The 19266-nt window shown below is 48.1% G+C and carries 20 protein-coding genes; 5 read left to right on the top strand and 15 right to left on the bottom strand.

Translation table 11 applies throughout. The features are described from left to right. Window positions 1-123: 123 nt before the first annotated feature. The 8 genes from ACNA7P_RS07340 to yghU all read right to left on the bottom strand — a co-directional run bounded on the left by ACNA7P_RS07340 (window position 124) and on the right by yghU (window position 9485). Window positions 124-1101, bottom strand: coding sequence for a VWA domain-containing protein (locus ACNA7P_RS07340; protein ID WP_416257974.1), 978 nt, complete (start codon window positions 1099-1101; stop codon window positions 124-126). Then, the gene (locus ACNA7P_RS07335) at window positions 1098-2159 is read right to left on the bottom strand and encodes a VWA domain-containing protein (protein ID WP_416257973.1); all 1062 of its coding nucleotides are present in this window, start codon (window positions 2157-2159) and stop codon (window positions 1098-1100) included. Before ACNA7P_RS07335 ends, ACNA7P_RS07340 begins: the two co-directional genes overlap by 4 nt. 6 nt (window positions 2160-2165) lie before the next feature. Continuing rightward, window positions 2166-2939 (bottom strand): MotA/TolQ/ExbB proton channel family protein, encoded by a 774-nt coding sequence (locus ACNA7P_RS07330; RefSeq protein ID WP_416257972.1) that lies wholly within the window; start codon window positions 2937-2939, stop codon window positions 2166-2168. Between the two features lie 150 nt (window positions 2940-3089). After that, window positions 3090-5141, bottom strand: coding sequence for an SUMF1/EgtB/PvdO family nonheme iron enzyme (locus ACNA7P_RS07325; RefSeq protein WP_416257971.1), 2052 nt, complete (start codon window positions 5139-5141; stop codon window positions 3090-3092). Beyond that, window positions 5128-6567 (bottom strand): hypothetical protein, encoded by a 1440-nt coding sequence (locus ACNA7P_RS07320; protein ID WP_416257970.1) that lies wholly within the window; start codon window positions 6565-6567, stop codon window positions 5128-5130. Before ACNA7P_RS07320 ends, ACNA7P_RS07325 begins: the two co-directional genes overlap by 14 nt. A gap of 61 nt (window positions 6568-6628) precedes the next feature. After that, window positions 6629-7912 (bottom strand): hypothetical protein, encoded by a 1284-nt coding sequence (locus tag ACNA7P_RS07315; RefSeq protein WP_416257969.1) that lies wholly within the window; start codon window positions 7910-7912, stop codon window positions 6629-6631. 36 nt (window positions 7913-7948) lie between these two features. Continuing rightward, window positions 7949-8539: a hypothetical protein gene (locus tag ACNA7P_RS07310; protein WP_416257968.1), complete on the bottom strand. Its 591-nt coding sequence runs from the start codon at window positions 8537-8539 to the stop codon at window positions 7949-7951. 79 nt (window positions 8540-8618) lie between these two features. Then, a complete protein-coding gene (gene yghU / locus ACNA7P_RS07305; protein ID WP_416257967.1) occupies window positions 8619-9485 on the bottom strand; it encodes a glutathione-dependent disulfide-bond oxidoreductase in 867 nt (288 codons plus the stop codon). 81 nt (window positions 9486-9566) lie between these two features. On the opposite strand from yghU, the gene ACNA7P_RS07300 reads away from it, so the two are divergent. Then, window positions 9567-9818, top strand: coding sequence for a hypothetical protein (locus ACNA7P_RS07300; protein ID WP_416257966.1), 252 nt, complete (start codon window positions 9567-9569; stop codon window positions 9816-9818). A gap of 71 nt (window positions 9819-9889) precedes the next feature. Here the strand turns inward: ACNA7P_RS07300 and ACNA7P_RS07295 are convergent, their stop codons facing one another. Then, entirely contained in the window at window positions 9890-11290 is a 1401-nt protein-coding gene (locus ACNA7P_RS07295; protein WP_416257965.1) for a hypothetical protein, read from the bottom strand. A 165-nt stretch (window positions 11291-11455) separates the two neighbouring features. On the opposite strand from ACNA7P_RS07295, the gene ACNA7P_RS07290 reads away from it, so the two are divergent. Beyond that, entirely contained in the window at window positions 11456-11836 is a 381-nt protein-coding gene (locus ACNA7P_RS07290) for a rhodanese-like domain-containing protein (protein WP_416257964.1), read from the top strand. Window positions 11837-11940: 104 nt separating this feature from the next. On the opposite strand, the gene ACNA7P_RS07285 is transcribed toward ACNA7P_RS07290, so the two are convergent. The 4 genes from ACNA7P_RS07285 to ACNA7P_RS07270 all read right to left on the bottom strand — a co-directional run bounded on the left by ACNA7P_RS07285 (window position 11941) and on the right by ACNA7P_RS07270 (window position 14850). Continuing rightward, window positions 11941-12501: a DUF3617 domain-containing protein gene (locus ACNA7P_RS07285; protein WP_416257963.1), complete on the bottom strand. Its 561-nt coding sequence runs from the start codon at window positions 12499-12501 to the stop codon at window positions 11941-11943. A gap of 110 nt (window positions 12502-12611) precedes the next feature. After that, the gene (locus ACNA7P_RS07280; RefSeq protein ID WP_416257962.1) at window positions 12612-13178 is read right to left on the bottom strand and encodes an NADPH-dependent FMN reductase; all 567 of its coding nucleotides are present in this window, start codon (window positions 13176-13178) and stop codon (window positions 12612-12614) included. A gap of 48 nt (window positions 13179-13226) precedes the next feature. After that, window positions 13227-14198 (bottom strand): pirin family protein, encoded by a 972-nt coding sequence (locus ACNA7P_RS07275; protein WP_416257961.1) that lies wholly within the window; start codon window positions 14196-14198, stop codon window positions 13227-13229. Continuing rightward, a complete protein-coding gene (locus ACNA7P_RS07270) occupies window positions 14182-14850 on the bottom strand; it encodes an AI-2E family transporter (RefSeq protein ID WP_416257960.1) in 669 nt (222 codons plus the stop codon). Before ACNA7P_RS07270 ends, ACNA7P_RS07275 begins: the two co-directional genes overlap by 17 nt. A gap of 189 nt (window positions 14851-15039) precedes the next feature. On the opposite strand from ACNA7P_RS07270, the gene ACNA7P_RS07265 reads away from it, so the two are divergent. Continuing rightward, window positions 15040-15729, top strand: coding sequence for an outer membrane protein (locus ACNA7P_RS07265; protein ID WP_416257959.1), 690 nt, complete (start codon window positions 15040-15042; stop codon window positions 15727-15729). Window positions 15730-15828: 99 nt separating this feature from the next. On the opposite strand, the gene ACNA7P_RS07260 is transcribed toward ACNA7P_RS07265, so the two are convergent. Then, window positions 15829-16851: a DMT family transporter gene (locus ACNA7P_RS07260; RefSeq protein ID WP_416257958.1), complete on the bottom strand. Its 1023-nt coding sequence runs from the start codon at window positions 16849-16851 to the stop codon at window positions 15829-15831. 8 nt (window positions 16852-16859) lie between these two features. Then, on the bottom strand, window positions 16860-17420 hold the full coding sequence (locus tag ACNA7P_RS07255) for a glutathione S-transferase family protein (protein ID WP_416257957.1): 561 nt from the start codon (window positions 17418-17420) through the stop codon (window positions 16860-16862). Window positions 17421-17650: 230 nt separating this feature from the next. On the opposite strand from ACNA7P_RS07255, the gene ACNA7P_RS07250 reads away from it, so the two are divergent. Together ACNA7P_RS07250 and ACNA7P_RS07245 are read left to right on the top strand one after the other, a co-directional pair. After that, window positions 17651-18193 (top strand): phosphatase PAP2 family protein, encoded by a 543-nt coding sequence (locus ACNA7P_RS07250; protein ID WP_416257956.1) that lies wholly within the window; start codon window positions 17651-17653, stop codon window positions 18191-18193. Continuing rightward, window positions 18190-19233: a glycosyltransferase family protein gene (locus ACNA7P_RS07245; RefSeq protein ID WP_416257955.1), complete on the top strand. Its 1044-nt coding sequence runs from the start codon at window positions 18190-18192 to the stop codon at window positions 19231-19233. Before ACNA7P_RS07250 ends, ACNA7P_RS07245 begins: the two co-directional genes overlap by 4 nt. The last annotated feature ends 33 nt before the right edge of the window (window positions 19234-19266 follow it).

The raw sequence follows: 19266 nt of genomic DNA, 5'->3' as shown, positions 1-19266 counted from the left end.
CTGTATAACATGGGTTACGCAGAGCTTCCGCGTGAGTAAGATGTGAATAGCCTATAATATCAACCCCCAGCCGTTGCTAACCAACGCTGGGGGTTTTTTATGTGGCCTATTTAGTTAGGTTATTTAGTTAGGTAAGGCCACAAAAGCGCCGCGATTTCGTTGCGCAACAGCTTTCATAAACGCGGCAAATTGCTCGGCGTTGCCATAGCGTTGGCGGTGGAAGCCCACGCCATGAATACGCCACCGGGCTTTGCCGTTGGCGGTTAGATTTAAATTGGTGATTTCCAGTACGATATCATCGAGGGTGCCGAGGCGGAAATCATCACCGAACACATACATACTCACCTTTCCCTGTTGATTACGATACAGCTGCAGCGCGCGTTTCATGCCTACTTCTGGGGCACTTCCACCGCCACGAAAGTTTTGTAAGCCCGCGATAGCTCTACGGCGCATACTCTCGGAATCGTTTAACCAACGCCCTGCTTGCGCGCTACCAAACATGAAATCCCCATCAGCCGACATAATTTGAAAGCCCTTTAACTGTGGGTGATTCTTGATGATATCGGCTACAACGCTGGTTACCTGTTGCCAACCTCGGCCAAGTGCCATGGAACCCGAGGTATCGATCACAAAAATCACATATTCAGCATCGGTAGGAATACCACCCACATTATCGGATGGTTGTTCCGGAACGCTAGTAGCATTAATGCGCGCCTGTTCAAGGCGTACTTGTTCTCGTAGCGATTGTGCTTGTGCTTGCAGCCGCGCAACACTCTCTTGCGCCCGCGGTATTGATGCTTCCAGCGCTTGTTCTGCGTTTATCGTATGCGCTGCTTGAGCTTCCGCTGCAGATAAGGTTTCTTGCTTGGCGGTAAGTTCATCACTAAGTGCATCAACCCTACTTTGTACCGCTAACAATTGCTCGATGCGCACAATTACTTCATCGGCAGAGAGATCGGCGGGCACTTCATTATTCTTCGCCAACAGTACCAGCAGCACCACGGCTCCGAATGCACAAGCAATGATATCCAAAAAGGAGAGGTTAAAAATCTCGATAGGAGGCCGTTTAATTCTCCGGTTCAGGCGGTTACGCGTACTCATTGTGGCCATCCTTCAGCAGGTACGAGTAAGCGCCCCTGCGTTGCATTGGTCCACTCCCAGTATATGGATGGTGCGTAGGGGTCGCCTTCAAGCGGCAATAAAATCACATTCATGCGGAAGCGTTGCGAAATACGGCTAATGGTAGCCACCGTAAGTTGCTGGCGGCAATCTGAACTAATGGTTCGCGATCGTGTGGCAACCGCGCGACAACGCAAGTTTAAGCCATCTCCCAAGGTTGGCAAGCCATCGGTAATCAAATATACATCGGTGATATTTGGGTTCGCTTGCAAAAGCTTATCCATACCCGCTTGCAGATTTGTGCCGCCATCTGGCGTTACCCGCTCAATATCGCGGGCAATTGCTTGCATGGCATTGCCATCCTGGGCGGCATTAATGCGATTTTGCCCCAGTACTTCGGCAGCTTCGGAAAACGCCACCACGGTAACGTTCGCCGCTTCCGGAACGCGCGCCAACAGCCACTTGGCCGTTCGTGCTGTGCGTTGCCATTTCGGGCGTTGCTGGCGCTGGGCTGGGGTTAATGCCAACGAGCGCAGAATGGCAAGTAAGTTTTCATCCATCATCGATGCGGAGCGATCTAGCAGAATACCAATTTGGCGGCCTTCTACCAACATGCCGGTAATGTAGTTTTCTTCACCTGCGCCAGCTAGCTCAATGGTGGAATCGGGCGTTTCAATTTGGGCTAAGGCACTCAGCTCTTCCTGTAGTTCAGCGATCGCCGCAATTTGCTCGGAAACTGCTTGCAGCAATATTTGCTGTTGCTGCAATTGCTCTTGCTGGGCCCGCTCTGAAAGTTGCTGTTCTGTTTGGGTGAGTTGAATATCGTTAATAATCGAACTGATTACATCATCAATTTCTTGTTCCGCAGCGGAGGCGGCGGAAAGTTCGGCTTCTAGGCGTGCTAGCTCATCGCTTGGATCAATGCGGGCAGCGTAGAAATCAAGCAAGATAAAGATCAGAATTACGGCACCAAGGCCACATGCCATTACATCAATGAATGACATGTTGAAACCATCGCTAGAGCGGCGCCGCAGTTTCATTACTAGTTACCGATGCAAATGGGCAAGTAAGCTCTTCTCGCATGAGCTTTGAATGTTCAGCACCATAGTATCTTGGCGGCTGTTGAGTAAATGCATTAAATACATCAGCACCAGTGAAATCAGTAGTGCCACCAAGGTAGAGTTAAAGGCTAAACCAAGCGAGGCGGTCATGCCGGAAATATCGCCTGCTAGCGCTTCATCAGCTTGCGCTAATGCTTGGCCAATGCCGCGCACAGTGCCCACGAAGCCTATGCTGGGAATAGCCCAAATCATGTAGCGAATCATATTGTTGCCGGTTTCTAGCTGCGAGGCGACATTATCCACCGAAGCCGCAATCGCATCGGCGGCATGTTGCACGTTACCGGTGTGTTTGAAGCGGCGAATACACATAATCCATGTTGCTAAGGCTGGGTTATCGCGGTACTTGGAGCTTTCCAGTTCGGTGAGGGCGGCATTCACATTCAGTGGTTCATTTTTATCATGGCTTTGCAGAAAATCACGATTGTAAATGGTTTCTTCATCTACCAATCGCCAAATTTTGTAACCCATTAAAAAAATGGTAACCAGCATCAGAGAAATACATACTTGCTGTTCGAAACCGCTGAGAACTACCCAAATTGAACCTACCGAAAGCGTACCTTCTTGCGCTACAACTTGGCTTGCCGCAGGGCGAATTACGCCAGCATACAATAATTGCACGAGCGTAAATGCGATTAACACGGCCAAGCTGCTCACCAGAACCCCTGGGTTCATTGTGGCGCTTTTATTCTTAATTTCCATGCCCTGCTCCTTAAGTTGGGTACGTGATGATTCCGTTATATATTGATCGGAAAATCTTGTGGTGCATCGAGCGATACAAAATAGGCTGCTGCCGTGGCTGTAGCGAGTAGTAGCACAATGCCGATAATAATTGCTGTACGTTTCTTCATGTTAATCTCCTGCTTGGTGGTACCGAGCTACGCGGAAGCCTACATCGGGAGCGGGATCATTGCCCTGATAACGAACGCTAGCTCGCAGCAATGGCAGTTGTCCGGTTAGGTACGATGCCCCTTTAATCACATGGCCACGGCCAGAATCTGGGCCCAAGTAATCGATTTGTGCAGGAATCGTAGCGCCGCTTGCCGGCAACAAATAAGCATCATGCACCCACTCGCGCACATTACCATCTAAATCATAGAAGCCATTGCGGTCGGCACGATAACTGGCAACCGGCGCTACGCCTTTGTGATCATCTTCATAATCGCGGAAGAAAAAGGGCTGCTCGCCCTGCAGTTCTTTGTCGGCAAAGTTGGCTTGGCGATCGCGTAATACTGCTTGATTACCCCAAATATAAGCCGTGCGAGCTGCTCGGCGGAAGTGCTTGGCGATGAATTCCCACTCCGCTTCACTGGGTAGCCGATAGCCTCGTGATGCTCGGCGAATGCCAGTAACTTGATTGCCTTGAATAAGATAAAACGGCATTAACCCTTCTTGCTCGCTTAACCAATTGGTGAAACGAACGGCATCGAGCCAGCTAATATTGGTAATCGGTAAATTACTTTCCCTGTTGCCTTGGCCTGTAAAGCGGGCGTACTGCCCTTCGGTAACATGGGTAGCGGATATCCACACATCACGGGTGAAGCTAACCTCGCGTTGCACTTCGTTACGTTGCCTACCGCTCTCTCCTAACGGCGAGCCCATAGTGAAGCTATCAAGCTCTACAGGAATGAGTTGCATACCAATGCTGTTGGCAAATAAAGGTCGGCCTTCTTGTCTACGGGCATCAAATTCGGGAATTAATTCGATGTGGCTGCGCGTTACGTTATTTGCTTCTGGCGTAACCGTTACCGTTGCACTGCGATAATAGGGGCGCTGTAGCTGAATAGTTTGGGGTAATGTTTGTACCCGTTGGGCAAGGGGCGTTTCGCCCTGGGATTGGCCATTAATAGTGGCTTGTGCAGGCACGTTCGATGAAACGTGCAGCTCACCAAATTCCGGTGCTAAGTTGAAACGCACGGTTTGCTGCGCGCCGGGGCTAAGCTCTAGGCGCTGCGTTGCAGATACATAGCCGGGCTTGGTGTAGCGGATGTTCAGCGTTTCATTCGCATTCACACGAAATAACGATGGCTCTGTTATCGGCGCGCCATTTACGGTAAGTACGCCACTGCTAGGCTGCAGTTCAGCGGTTAAAGTAGCCCCGAGTAACTGCATATTATATCGGCGGCTATCAAGCGGTTGGCGTTCGGTAATTTCTAAGGTATCCGCTATGGGTTCAAAACCAGATGCGCTCACCGTAACGGCATAACTACCGCCATCACGCTCTAATGTGAGTGGCGTATTACCTACCGCTTCACCGTTAATCAGTACTTCCGCGCCAGCGGGCACGCTCTCGATCTGCAACATGCCAGATACGGGGGTAAGATTAAAGTGGTGGTTTAGCTGTTGGCCTTTCTCGGCAAGAATTGTGGCATGTTCAGCAATGAAATGTGGGTGGGATAGGGTTAGTTGATACTCCCCTTCGGGCAACTCGGTAACAAGTTGCTCGCCCTGCACCGCCATACCGCCATCGATAAGCCAGCGGCTTTCAGTTCGGCTTGGGGTACTTGTAGCGGTAAGTAAGGCCGGTAAAGGCTCTAGCGTAATCGTAACGTTGTTCGCAGAATTGCGATTTAGCGTGGCTTGCCCCGGTTTATATAATGGCGCTCGCGCCTCTACTGTTACTTGGCCGCCAAAAGTGTATAGGGAAGAGCCGATCATGAACCCCGCTCCGGAAACTCGTTGAATGCTTGATTCCACTCGGGCATCAGCCGGCTCAATGGCAATCGCATAACCGCGAATTATGAGCAACCAAGCAAGATATAACAGCATCCCACCAATCAACGCGAACATGCTTACGGCCACCAATACACGATGTTTTTTACGGCCGCTATCGATGTCGGCATCAATGCCGTTATGATTCTGCTGCGCTGGCTCGGCCGGCGGTGGTGAATTAGATTCGCTCATCAGCAGCCAACCTTACTTCAATAGGAGTTTCTGATTGCGTAACAGTAACTGTAACGATTTTGGAGCGATACCCGGAACGGCGCCCCTCAAATTGGTACACGCCAGGCTTCAATTGGAACTGGTATTCAGCATGAGTGCCCACATTGCCCACGCCAAGTACGCGCACAAAAGTTTGATTATCACTGATTAAAAGAACATCGATCGGTGTATTGGCTACTTCAATTACGTTTTCCAGCTCTGCTACTGCGGCAGCCAACTTACCACTTAGGCTAGTAAAAACGCGCGCAGAAAGCAGCAGTTGCTCGGCATTTTGTAGCACCGTGAGATCACTTAGCCGGCTCGGTTGTGAGCTGTAGCGGTTTACCGCAGATTGCATTTGGGTAATGGTTTGGCCGAGCTCTAGTGCGCGCTGTGAAGGTTCATGGGAAGGGTGCTTTTGTAAGGCATTATTCGCAACCATCACTACTGTAGGCCACTCATCGGCAGCTTGAAATACGTTTAATTGCTGTTCAATCGCCTGTAATTCTAACGCAGTACGCTCGGTTTGAATGCGCATGCGTAAATTGTTTACTTCGCTGCGATTACTAAAGAGCTGGCTGGCTTGATTAAGCGCGCTTTCGGCTTGATTTAGTTGGCCACTATCAAGAAATCTGATGGCGCGTGCAATTGCCGCTGCATAGGCTTGCTCGTTTAGCTGCTGCTCAACATCACGCAACGCTTCCTTCGCTTCCTCGTGCTCTGAATCAAGCAGTAGAACTTGTTGTAAGGCATCTTGCTGCTTTGGCAAATCTTTCTCCACCATGGCAATTTGCACTTGGCGCATTAAATCGGCCACATCGTCGAATACATCGATACGGTTTTGCAGGGCTAGGGCGGGAGAATAATCAGGATTAAGGCGCAACGATTGTTGGTTTGCTTGTTGTGCTGAATCTATATCGCCCGCATTGAACGCTTGCTGTGCGCGGGTATAGGCATCTTGGTAGGCACTTTGGTGCTCTTGCTGGGCCCGCGAAAGTTGCTGTTGAATGCTATGTAAATGCTCGAGTGCCTCGGCATAATGGGTGCTCGTATAGGCAACAAGTGCTTCATCTAGCAGCTCTTGTAGTTCGGTGTATTGTGCATCTAAATACGCTTTAAATGCGGGCTGGTCATTTACTGCGTTTAATTGTTGCCGGGTTCCGCTAAGAGCGGCTTGTGCTTGCTCTCGTAAGGCTGCGTTCGTTTCACTATCTACTGCAACTGTGGGGCGCTCGGTGATGGCGCTGCCATTGTGGGCATCATCTGCCATGCCACTGAATATCGCCTTACCGCCAATATACAGCAACGTAAATAGCACGATGCTTACCGCAATAACGATACTTACTGTTTTGAATTGAGCGCGTTTTTTCTCTTTATCACGCGCAATGGTGTTATCAAATTCACTCACAATTAAACCCTAGTGTAGTTTGGCCGCGCTATATAGAGCAGTGTACTTAAATTAGCAGCATTTACAGTTGCGTGTCTGGCGTTTCTTCAAGCTCATAAATCGACTGTAATTGTGCTCGTAACTGGATATATTGCTCTCGTGCGGAACCTTCGAGTTCAATTTGTTGATTGTAAAACTCAATCACTTGCGGTGTTACTTGGATATCCAAGTTTTGCCCCATCTCGCTCAGTTGTTGGCGCTGAAAGCGGAGGTTTTGGTTGTTCTCAATAACCCCGGTGAGGTTGTACAGCGAGGTGGCTGCCAGAACCAGAGAACCAATTTCCCCTGCTGCTGATCCCGAGTTGCGGGCAAGCAATACGGCGCCTACCCCTGCAAATAAAGCCGCCACTTGCCGATTCGCCCGGCTTTCTCGCTCACGGCGAATAGCTGCAGCCACTGGCAGTGTTTCGCGATGGTAATCTAAGTAGCTATCGTTACTATCGGCATAATAAAGCTCATAGTTACCCTGCAAGCTATCAATAAACGCGCGATCTTCTTCACGAATAGCGCGAATACGCTGCAGCATAGGATCTTCGTCTGCTGGATAGCCATCAACAGCAAAGCGCGGGCCATTGCGAGTAGAACGTTGGCTCAGGTATGTTGCCATGGCTTCGGGGCTGTAAACTGCGGCATAACGCAGTTCAGATACGCGCTGAATGGCAATTTTTTCTTCATCGGAGCGCTCATTGAGTAAATCATACACGTAGCTAGCAATGCTGTTAAAAACAGGCTCGTAAGCATTGTTACCTTGATTAAAGGCATCTCGATAAAACCCTTCGTGAACACGGTAACTAAACTCTTTTTCGCCCCAAACCCGATTGGTGGCATCTAGCACGCGAATCATTAGCGTTACTACTTCAGTATCAGAGTGCTTAATTTCACCAAGCACATAAACATCAGCAGATGCTGAAGAATCGGGCGTAACATTAATCGATTCAAACGCATTAGTTTGTTCTAGCGCACGCTTGGTATCTACCGCAAAACGGTTCGCTTCTAGCCGGCGCACTTGCGGCCAAATATCCTTTTCTTGAATTTTTGCATAATCTAAATTACCGCTGCTATCTATTGGTAGCCCAGGATCAAACACTGGAACTACTAAGTTCAAATATACATCCGAGGTGTAGTTGTAGTTCCGTGCAGGGGCTTGGAAAGACGAATTACTAGTAGGAGAAGTAGTGCTTGGCCCTACCGTGGGCACGTTAGTACGATTCGTTGTTGCACAGGCACTAAGCGCGAACGCCGTGAATGCAAGCACAACAAACTTAAGTGAGTTAATCCGTGAACCTTTAGTGTGCACTATCTTCATGAAATATTCCTTGTTCTCATCGTTCGCAATTCAATACTAACAGCCATACTCTTTGGCTAGCGATTGGAAATGCTCTTTTTCTTTATCAGTAGTAGCTGATTCTAGGCCTGCACGAATGGCATCGCAAACACTGCTGCTGCCACCTTGGCGTTGTCCTCGCACATGCGGTTGCGATGGTGCCGTTGGGCTCTCTGTTTGTTCTTCTGTGGCGCTTGCATCTTCACTATTCACGCTTTCCGCTACAGCTTGCTCGATTCCAGTTGTTTCAGCGCCAGCAGTAGAGCCCGCCGGAGGCGAAGATGCTTCGCTTAAGCGTTCACGATTATTTTCTAGTGCCGCCTCAATACAGCGCTCATAGTTACTTAAATTGCTTTTGATATCCGTATCCATCATCCGAATACGTTCTGCGCGGGTAAGCTCTTCTCGCCCGCGAGAATCAAATAATAAGTGTGAACAATCAGAGAAAAACACATGCTGCAGCGGCGCTGCAGTATCGCTTTGGTTGGCATTCGTTGCGGCGGAACCTGCGAGCAATGCTAGCATTACCACATTTGTTGCATGGCGACGCAAGCTTTGCAGTGCAAGGCCCTTTGTTACAACATAATCAGTTGTGCTGATCTGTTTCATCGCCATACTCCTAATCATTTACGCGCAGCAAAACTAGATACGCGCTCAATAACTTTGATGCGGTTTCCTGCAAATAGTTTCATTCTTCGAGCTTATCTTGGGTGCGCAAAGCAAAATCACTGGCGGCATGGCGCTCGTGTAGTTGCTCATGAGGTTCACCCCAAGCTCTATTTACCATACGCCCGCGCTGCACGGCTGGGCGTTGCGCGATGTCATCGGTCCAACGTATTACATGTTGATACTCGTGTGCGGCGATAAACTCAGCTGCTTCGTATACCTCATTTTTAATTAAGGCGCCGTACCAAGGCCAAATGGCCATATCGGCAATGGTATATTCATCACCAGCCATGAAACGATGCTTCGCTAAATGCTTATCAAGCACATCGAGCTGGCGCTTTATTTCCATAGTATAGCGGTTAATGGGGTATTCGTATTTTTCTGGGGCGTAGGCATAGAAGTGGCCGAAGCCGCCGCCTAAAATTGGTGCGCTACCCATTTGCCAGAACAACCAGTTCAAACACTCGGTTCGCTGCGCTGGCGCAGTAGGAATAAAGGCACCGAATTTCTCGGCTAAATAGAGCATCATAGAGCCCGATTCAAACAACCGAGTTGGCGGCGAAGTGCTATTATCCAGTAGCGCTGGAATTTTCGAGTTTGGATTTACTGCCACAAAACCAGAACTAAACTGCTCGCCTTCCATAATGTTAATCAACCACGCATCATATTCGGCCTCGGCAAAACCAGCTTCGAGCAACTCCTCCAGCAAAATGGTAACTTTTACGCCATTCGGGGTGGCCAGTGAATAGAGTTGCAAAGGGTGCTTCCCCATCGGTAATGCTTTCTCATGGGTAGCTCCAGATACCGGGCGATTAATATTGGCAAACTTACCGCCGCTGCCTTGCTCCCATTGCCATATTTTTGGCGGTGTATAGGTATCGTTTGGCATCAAAAACCTCGCTTATGTTAAAGTGTACCCACTATTACATAAATTACTTACGTAACACTATGCAAATATGGTTGTAGTTTTATGGCAAAACCAAGAAAAAAGCTGCCTTCGCGCGCGGTGGATATTTTTTGCGCGCAATGTAAAGCCAAGTTGTTTAAATATCGAAAAGGCGGCAAAGGTGCTTTGGTAAAGTGTTTTCTTGAGCGCATTACTGAGAATTATACCAATACACCATGCCACTGCCCTAGCTGTGGGCAAGAGTTCGCTCGGGAAACAATGATTCGGGGAACGCCAGCATACAAAATGATCGGTGGTAAAGTTACCCATAAGTAAGCAACATTTAGAAATAAAAAATGCGTGGCATTAGCACGGTTAGCTAGGTTTAATAATATAGATTAGTGCTACTAATCTATTTCTATAGTTTGCGTATTTGGCTCTTGTGATAGCAGGCGCCATTTGCTACTCGAGCGAATGATACTATCGCCGAATTCTAATACTAGCGGCTGATCTAAGGCGAGTTCAGAAGGATTTACAATAGGTGTTTTACTCCACACTTGTATGCGCAGTTTACCGTTAGCCACAGTTTCCAAATTGTATAGTGCTGGAACCCCGCGAATATCAATACGAGTGCCTTTGTAATTCACCTGAAACGTGCTTGGATTCGGGGTAAACATCACGCTACTAGAAAGGTTTTCGAAGCCATCTGCGCCAGGCGAAAAATGCAGGGGTAGCCTAAATTCATCTTCGTTAATATCTAGAGAAAGTATGATGGTTAGGTTGTAAGGGTATGTTTCTTCAACCGTTGAAAATCTTAGTGTTTCGTTAGGAGCCATACTCTCTGCTGCCTGAATGTAATCGTTTGCATTGTGGCGCTCAAGCAGCGCATTCATTTCTTGCATGGCTGTTTCGCCATCAATTTCAAATAGCGCAGCGGCAACGTTTAAGGGCGTGCTGCCTTCTTCGAGCTTAGTTCGCCAATAATACGAGGCGGGCGCATATTCGTTCAAAATATCAGTTAAAAAAGCGCCCGTTGCGTAGCTTGAAGTGCGAACATCATTACTATTTTCAAAGCGCGCCTGGAAATGGCGAAGAAAATCACCTAACTGGTTGCGCGAATGCTCTGCGTAGGCCGCTTGAATACCAACCCAATGCGCTGTGCCCTCAAGATGTTCAAAGCCAGCTAATAACTCGCCCACTTCGGGTGCTACAGCATGCTGAAACGCTACTCGAAAGGTAAGCCAATCTCGCACTAGCGTTTCGCTTTGCACTGCATGGGCTTTTTGCGCTAAAGAAAATTGGAAGCGAATTAAGCCGCGTATCATAGGGCTGCTAAAATAGCTCGGCTCTATAAACGATAACTGATGTAAATTTTTGAAATGTGTATCCTGATACCCGTGAAACGCTTCGTGCACCAACGTATCTAGCGTGTCACTGCGGTTATCCCCCATTCGTACCGCGGTAGCCCTTTGATTATTGGGTAATGGGTAATTGATGAAGAAAGCAAAATCGCTAGTATTCGGAAGGCGTTCGGTATAGTAGTAATAATTATCCTGTTCTGCGGAATACCCAGGAAGGGGCTCTCCGGTGGTGAAAATTAAGGTTTCACCCTCATTATTAAATACGATAAACGGTTCGCTCTCCGACCAGAATCCAGGCCATATCTGCGCAATTTGCGGTGATTGGCTTCGTATTTTCTCCGCTTCCTCGACCAACGCATGAGCCTTTTCGGGCAGATCAAAGGCTAATAACGGGCCGTGAAAGAAAAGCACTATGGCCGTTAAGCAGGAAGATATGATTGATTTCAAAGCGACACTCCCTAAAGCATTGGTTACTCTAGTTAGAGCATAATGTAGCCTATGCGCCGTGATTATTCATGTCAGAAATTGTAAAAAAATGCACACCTCCATTAACAGTTGCTAATGTAGCTGAGTGCGTTATGCTTTCTTTAATGCAACTAACGAGGTATGAAAATGAAAAATGCACAAGATTTAGTAATGGCAGCAAAAGCAAAGATTAGTGAAGTGGATGTGGCAAGCGCGGAGAGTGCTATTCAAGCAGCCGATGTGGTGATTGATGTGCGTGAGCCAGATGAATTTCATGCTGGGCACATTGCTGGCGCCATTAATGTTCCACGTGGAATGCTCGAATTTCGCTTGAGCGGCACACCGGAGTTGCAGGATCGCGATAAGAAAATCGTGGTGTACTGCAAAACTAGTGGGCGTGGCGCGCTTTCGGCGGTAGCGCTAAAAGAGATGGGCTACTTAAATGTGCTTTCTATTGCCGGAGGCTTTGATGCTTGGCTTGAAGCCGGCAAGCCTGCAGTAAAGCCAGAGCTACCTGATTTCGGTTAATAGCCCGAAATAGTGAGTTGAAATGTACTGAAAAAGCCAGCGTTGCTCGTATGAGTATCGCTGGCTTTTGCTTACTTAAAGCGAGATGCGAGAAAACCTAGAATTTAGCTATCGCACTCGCCAAGCCACTCTCCCGTTTGGTGGATGGTGATCATTTCGGGTTGGTCTTGCATGGCTACTACAGCATCAATAACAGCGTTGTAATTTTGCCGATCCACAATCGTGATTTCGCCAACACCTTCGGCTCCATCCGCTTCGCAGCTAAAATGCGTTTGATACACGTTATTGGCGCCATCTTTCGGGCTTAAGCTTTGGCTGCATCCTTCTTGCTGAGGCATGATGCCTGCATCAATTTCTTGTTGCGAGATACAAATTTCAGCACTACCGCCCACGTTGTCTAGAGATATGCCTTGCTGCGCTAGCATGTCTTCAAACATTTGTCGCTGAGCTTGCGGCATCGCCTCTAACTGCCGGCGAGCTTCGGCCATCGCTTCTTCATATAAACCGCTCTCGCTTTCTATGCGAAAGCTATGCTTCCATTTACCGGGCTCGATATCGAGTACCACCGGCTCATTAGCGTTTGCATTGAGGCCGGGATTCATAGCCACGAGCAGCGCGCCAATAACTAGCACTTTGGTAACGCTGAAAGCGTTTAGAATATTCATGTTTTTCCTCCTTGAGGTAACGATTCGGCAGTTGCAGCTTGCCTTACTTGTGATGCGGCTCGCCAACATCTGTGAGCCGCCTTAACTGTTCATTAGCTAATGAGTATTAGCTAAAAACGCATCACTTCATTGATAATTTGCGTAATCTTTTCTTTGTGTTGGTTATCTTTCAGCTCATCTTGGCTATCAAAGGCTTCAGAAGCCTTACCAAGTGCGAATTGCGTAGGGGCAACCCATAGGCTCAGTTTGGCCAACTGATCGCGCAGTGCTAACAGCGCCCGTAAGCCACCTAATGCGCCTGGTGATGCCGCTACAATACCCGCAACTTTACCTTGCAGTACCTCAATACCTGAATCGCCATTAGCTTGCTTGCGGCTAATCCAATCGAGCGTATTTTTTACTAATGCCGGCACCGCACCATTGTATTCGGGGGTGCTAATAATAATAGCATCGTGCTCGGCAAACAGTGCTTGCAACTTGTGTACGTTCTCCGGCATACCCTCATCTTCAATATCGCCGTTATAAATCGGCAACGGATACTCATTCAAATCGAGTAACGTAACTTGCGCACCTTGTTGTTGGGCAAGCTGTGCCACATTTGCGGCGAGCTTACGGTTAAATGAGGCGCCGCGAAGGCTGCCAGCAAAAATAAGAATTTTTTTCGATTCTGAGCTCATTATCATCCTCTTTATTTTGAGTTAAATACGGTAACAGCTGCGCCGTTACTACCAAGGAACGGGCGGGCCATCTAGGCGTTTGGCCTGAATACTTTTAGTTAACCATTCTTGTAACGGAGCACTACCGAAACGCTCGTTTTGAGCATGCCAATCCTGCTGAGCAGCGGCAATATACTCTTTGCTATGGCCAACGAAGTTCCACCATATCGTTACATTTTCAGCAAATGGTTCGCCGCCAATGAGCAGTAATCGCGCACCCTCTTCGGCCGTTACGGTTAGCGCTTTGCTGCCATTCTGGCAAATAAAGGCTAACTCATCTTGCGCATAGGCTTCGCCATTTACAGTAAAACCGCCCTCGAAGCCAAACAGGCCGTATTCAAATGTTGGTAACAGCTTAAGCCGCACGCTGTTTTGCTCGGTGAATAGTAACTCGAGGCCAACAATGGGCGAAAAGTGTAAAGTAGGCGCTTTAGCTCCGGCATACTCGCCTATTAATACCGTAATCTGCACCCTATCTTGATTGAATACGGGTAATTTCGGGTAATGATCAAAACGCGGTGCAATGTTAGCCTTGTTAGCCGGTAGTGCGATCCATAATTGGGCGGCATGCAAAGAGCGTTCATCGGTGCTGTTTTTGCTATCGGCATCAGTTTGAAATACCGAACTTTCGGTATGGCTAATACCATGCCCTGCGGTCATTAAATTCACTTGCCCTGGGCGAATAAGTTGCTCACTGCCGATACTATCGCGGTGCATTACCGTGCCAGAAATCATCCAGGTAAAGGTTTGTAAGCAGGTGTGCGGGTGAGCCCCAACTTGCATGCCCGCTTCACCCTCTTTGAATAAGGTTGGCCCCGCATGATCTAAAAAGCACCATGGGCCAATCATTCTCTGCTCGCGAGTAGGCAGTGCTCGCGCAACCGGAATACCACCTACATCTGAAGTACGCGAGGCAATACGTTTGCTACTGTGTTCAATTTCGCCAGTGGTATAGCTATGTGAATCAGTTTGATTGCTCATTATCAGGCTCCTCGAATTCTTTCGGTGATATTTGCTCTTGGCCATTGCGAACAATACTGAGCATTATGGCTCGTTTTTGCCGCGAAAGTTGTGCGGCTAAATTAAGCAGCATGCGATCACCACTCACCAGCAGAAAATAAGTAAGTGCCAATGCGAGAGTTACGCCAGCAGCGGTTTGATATAAACCTGAAGTGAGCTGGCTGCGCCATGAATCGGTTTGCAAAACTACGGTTTGGGCCGATTCTGCATCGTCTCCAAGCTGCTCTTCTATTTGTTCTTCTATTTGCTCTGCCGTATCGGTAATTTGGCGCAAGCCTTGTTGCACTTCGCTTTCGCCCACCAACAATTCAGAAACCGTGCTAGGGGCTCGCTCGGCCCATTGCAATAACGGGCCACTAATCGCAAAGCTAATTCCGGCGATACCGGCAACTAAACCAAGCAATAAAAACAATGATGAAATAGCTTTTGGAATACGAAAGCGCTTCAATAAAATTTCAACAATAGGCGAAAACAGTAGGGTAACCAAGATAGCCAACACTACTGGCAATATCACTTCATGCGCCAAGTAAAAGGTATACAAAATAGCCAGAATAAACAGCCCATAGATAGGCGTGGCCAAATCACTTACTGTGCGTTCTGGTTTATTACTCATGCACGCGCTCCGTTCTGTGTTCAAAGATCGTAATAGCTTTCTAACTATAGTGCATTGCTTTTCGAGGTACAGGCTTTTCTTCACTCTGCATGCGCACAAACAAGACATATTTCCTTACATAATCAATGCCTTTTCAGATTTTCATTTTGGTAGCATGGGCGCTTGTGGTAATAAAAATACTGAGGGAATATGGTGCAGAAAACAACTCTAGCCGTTAGCTTACTTATCTTGAGTTTAGGTTTTGGCATTGTACGTGCAGAAAATGTACGGGCAGAAGAAACACAACGTGAGTACTATGTTTTTGGTACCGCGCTCACACAAATATACCGAATGGATATGAGCGATGCGTTGGCATATTCGCAGAGCAAGATCCCAGAGGCATTTCAGCAACTACCAGAACAAGCCCCGAATACCGATAAAGACAAAATTAACGGCGCACTGGGTATTGGCGTTCGTTTTGCAAAGCGCAGATCACTGGAGCTCGGGTATTATACTGGGATTTCAGCTGAGAGCCAGTTCCTACCCGGGTTCACTCCTCGCGAGCAGCGGGATAATGGCTTAATGAAACTGGATTTTGATTATTTAGAGTTAGCGGCACTACAACACTTTGCCGTTACGGAACGGGCGCAGTTATTTGTTCGTGGTGGTGTGCAGTTGGTGGAGGCTGATATTTGGTATCGCGATGATGCCCGCCAGCGCAGTTACTCTGATAGCGATGCAACGCGTAATTTTCGGCGTACAAGTAAGCGTTCTTTTGAAGGTGTAGCGGGCGCGGGAATTGATATGCGCCTTAACGCAGCGCTTGGTGCGCGCTTAGGGTACAATTTCAGTAGTATGGGCTGGCGCCAAGGGTATTTGCATTTTTACCTTAATTTTTAATAGTTTAATTGCTATTGGCGGCCATTTGCCGCCGATGGTGCTCGCGATAGCCGTTGCGATAGGTTTTTTGGTAGGCGTAGCTGCTACGCTAGTGTTGAGCTAATCGGGCTTACGGCTTTGGAATACACCAGAGCCTTTGCGCGGCCTTGGCTCTCCGGCTACAGGGGTTCTGCGCTGCCATTGCTGTACAATTAAGCCACCGATAATCAGTAGTAAACCGCCAACGGTAGCGATGCCCACATGCTCGCCAATAATCAACGCGAGTAACAGCAGCGAAATAAATGGGGAAATAAAGATTAAGTTGCTTATTTTCGCGGTATTTGAGCTCATTTTCATGGCTTTTAGCCACAACACGAAGGTAAGCCCCATTTCAAACAAGCCAACGTAACTAACCGCTAACCAACCTTGCCATGGAATTTGCTGCCAACTTTGCCAATAGGCTTGCCAGAAATTCAGCGTGCTAACAACACTTTCTGCTGGTGCCAACAAATCGCCTACACCAAGCCAAGGCAACATGAATGTTGCGAGCCAAGCGATTGGTGTAGCTAAGGCAAAACACAAAAGCAAGGTAATTACTGGGCGGCCTGGATGGCGAGTGTTCAGTATCCAATACCCAGCCCACAAAAATGTAGATATTAACGCAAGAGCTACACCCAAACCGCTTACAAACTCAAATGCGAGCACATTGCCCTGCGTGGCGATTACTAACACGCCGCAGTAGCCTAAAAAGCATGCTATCCAATCACGTTTGCGTATTTTCTGGCCGAGGAATAATGCCGCCATAAACGTGAGGGCAATGGCCCAAGTGTAGTTTAGTGGTTGGGCTTGTGATGCGGGCAGCAAAGCATAGGCTTGAAATAGAATTAAATAGTAGAGTAATGGGTTTAATAAACCGAGCAATAGGTAGTAGCGAGGGTGGGTTTTTAACGCTGGCCACACTTCTTTAAGCTCACCGCTAACCGCTACCCAAGCAAATAAAAACACGAACGACACGGAGCTAGCCACCGCCACCATTTGTACTGGGGTAAGGTAACTAAGGGTAATTTTAAATGCGGTAGCAACGGTAGACCAAAGTAAAACCGCTGCGAGTGCAAAGAAGAAACCGTGTCGATCGTTCTGCATAGGTTTTGCTATGCCGTTGGAGGCTTGCTATCGATAAATGTAGCCTGCTGGTTAGCTTTTTCTAGTACGGCTAATAGATTTGGATAGGCGGAGAAATCCAAACGTTGGCGGAAGATGGCCCAATCAATGAAGCAGGCCAAGCGAATTGTAGCATCATCCCACACAAAGGCTTCAGGTACAGAAGCTGCCTCTAGTGCCTGCAGAGTAGTTTGAATTCGTGCCGCCTGGCGTTGCAAATACGGGTTGGCATCGCTTTTTAAGCCTTCGCGATCAAGTAAGAATAAATTAATCGTAGTATCCAGCGCTGTATTCACTAAGCAATACATATCTAAGCGTTGTATATCTGCTAAAAACGGCTGCCCAGCGCGCTCTCGAACATGGCGCAAAATTGAAGTTGAATCAGTAAGTTGGAGTTCCTCATCTTGTAGAAACGGCACCCGTTGCGCTGGCGATTGCGCGGCACTTTGCGCGTAATCCGTTTCCACCAATTCATACGCGAGGCCAGTTTCAGCGAGAGCAATGCGAATGTGGCGAACAAAAGGCGAGGTATAGCTACCAAATAATTTCATAATCATCCTCTATAGGGCTGCGCAGCAAGCTGCGGTGGTTGCAACTAAGGGCTGCATAATGACACCGCCAGCATTGTTGCCGCAAGTAAATTTGCGCTCATCGCACCAGCGCTTTTGCAGCAGATGTATCGCGGTGTGTGATGGATAATTAACTGAAACATCACTGAGCTGTAACAAATGTGTCATCTAGCCACACTACACTTGCGGCATATAACCAATGAGGATTGCTAATGAAATGGTTGATGCAGATACAGCGAATTGATGAAATCGCCTTTTTCTGGCTAAGCACCCATTTACGCCGCCCTTCAGGTGGCACCCTAGCGCGCTGGATATCCAAATCGGGTGATGGCTACGGCTACTTATTGGTGTGCTTATTCGCGTTTATGCTGGGTGATCCTGATGCAGCAGCACTGTTAATCGTGTTGTTGCTCGCGTTTCTGATTGAGCTACCAATCTATTGGCTGCTAAAAAACACCTTGCGCCGCACCCGCCCATATGAGCGTTCTAAACGGTTCACCTCATTGATTAAAGCCAGTGATAAGTTCAGCTTTCCCTCTGGGCACACCACTGCCGCATTTATGTTTGCCTGCTTAGCTGCACAGTTTATGCCGAGCTTAACGCCGTGGGTATTTGCCTGGGCGAGTTTAGTGGGGTTATCGCGCATTGCATTAGGGGTTCATTACCCTACCGATATTTTAGCCGGAGCCCTACTCGGCTCAGGTTTGGCGTGGGTAGCATTGCAAATGGCAAGCGGATATATGGTGAACATATGAAGATTTTGGTAGGCATACAGGGCACCGGTAACGGCCACTTAAGCCGCTGCCATGCATTAGCTCAAGCATTTATTGCAGAGCCTAGCCTAGAAGTAGATTACTTAGTATCAGGGCGAGCTCGCGAGAAGCTATTTGATATGGAATGTTTCGGTGATTATCAGTGGCGCCAAGGCCTTAGCTTCCAAGTGCGTGAGGGGCGGATTTCGGTGCTCGATACCATTAGCCAAAACCCTTGGGCGCAATTCTGGCAAGATGTGCGCGATCTTGATCTAAGTAGCTACGATTTGGTAGTTACTGATTTTGAACCAGTTACCGCGTGGGCCGCTCGCCGGCAAGGTGTTCGCTGCATTGGTTTGGGCCGGCAGTATGCCTTCTTCAAACAAAGCGCAGCTCTACCTACGAACATCTTGCAACGCTCAATGCTGCGCCAATTCGCGCCATGCGATACTGCGGTAGGAATGCATTGGGAAGATATTGGTGCACATGTATTGCCGCCCCTAATTCACCATATTCCCAATGCAGAACCGATTCTTGGCCACGAAATTTTAGTGTATTTGCCATTTGAGCCATTGCCACAGGTACTCGCATTGCTACAAAGCTTTCCGGAGTATCAATTTTCTGTATATCACCCAGAAACGCAGCGCGCTAATCATGGGCACATTCAATGTTTTGCTCCCTCACGGCAGGGCTTTGCTGAAGCTTTTGCTCGCGCTGAAGGTGTAATTGCAAATGCGGGCTTTGAAACCGCTAGCGAAGCCCTAGCATATGGCAAGAAGCTATTGGTAAAACCCTTAAGCGGCCAATTTGAGCAGCTTGCGAATGCGCATTGCTTAGCTACTCGCCGGCTTGCTTCGGTTATGGAATCGCTGAATGGGAATTACGTAGAGCAATGGTTGGAGCAACGCAGCTCTGTGCGCATGGAGTGGCCTGATGTGGGCCCCGTACTAGCTACTTGGCTTGCTAGCGGTGCAAAAGATTCGGTGCAAAGTTTACATGAACGTCTCTGGCAAAGTACGCACCGGATCGCGCTTTCGGCTTGAATAGTTAAAAAAAAGTTGAAAATTATTATTGAT

The sequence above is a fragment of the Aliidiomarina sp. genome, from assembly GCF_047920995.1.
Lineage (GTDB): Bacteria > Pseudomonadota > Gammaproteobacteria > Enterobacterales > Alteromonadaceae > Aliidiomarina.
This window is presented reverse-complemented; position numbering and strand designations above follow the sequence as displayed.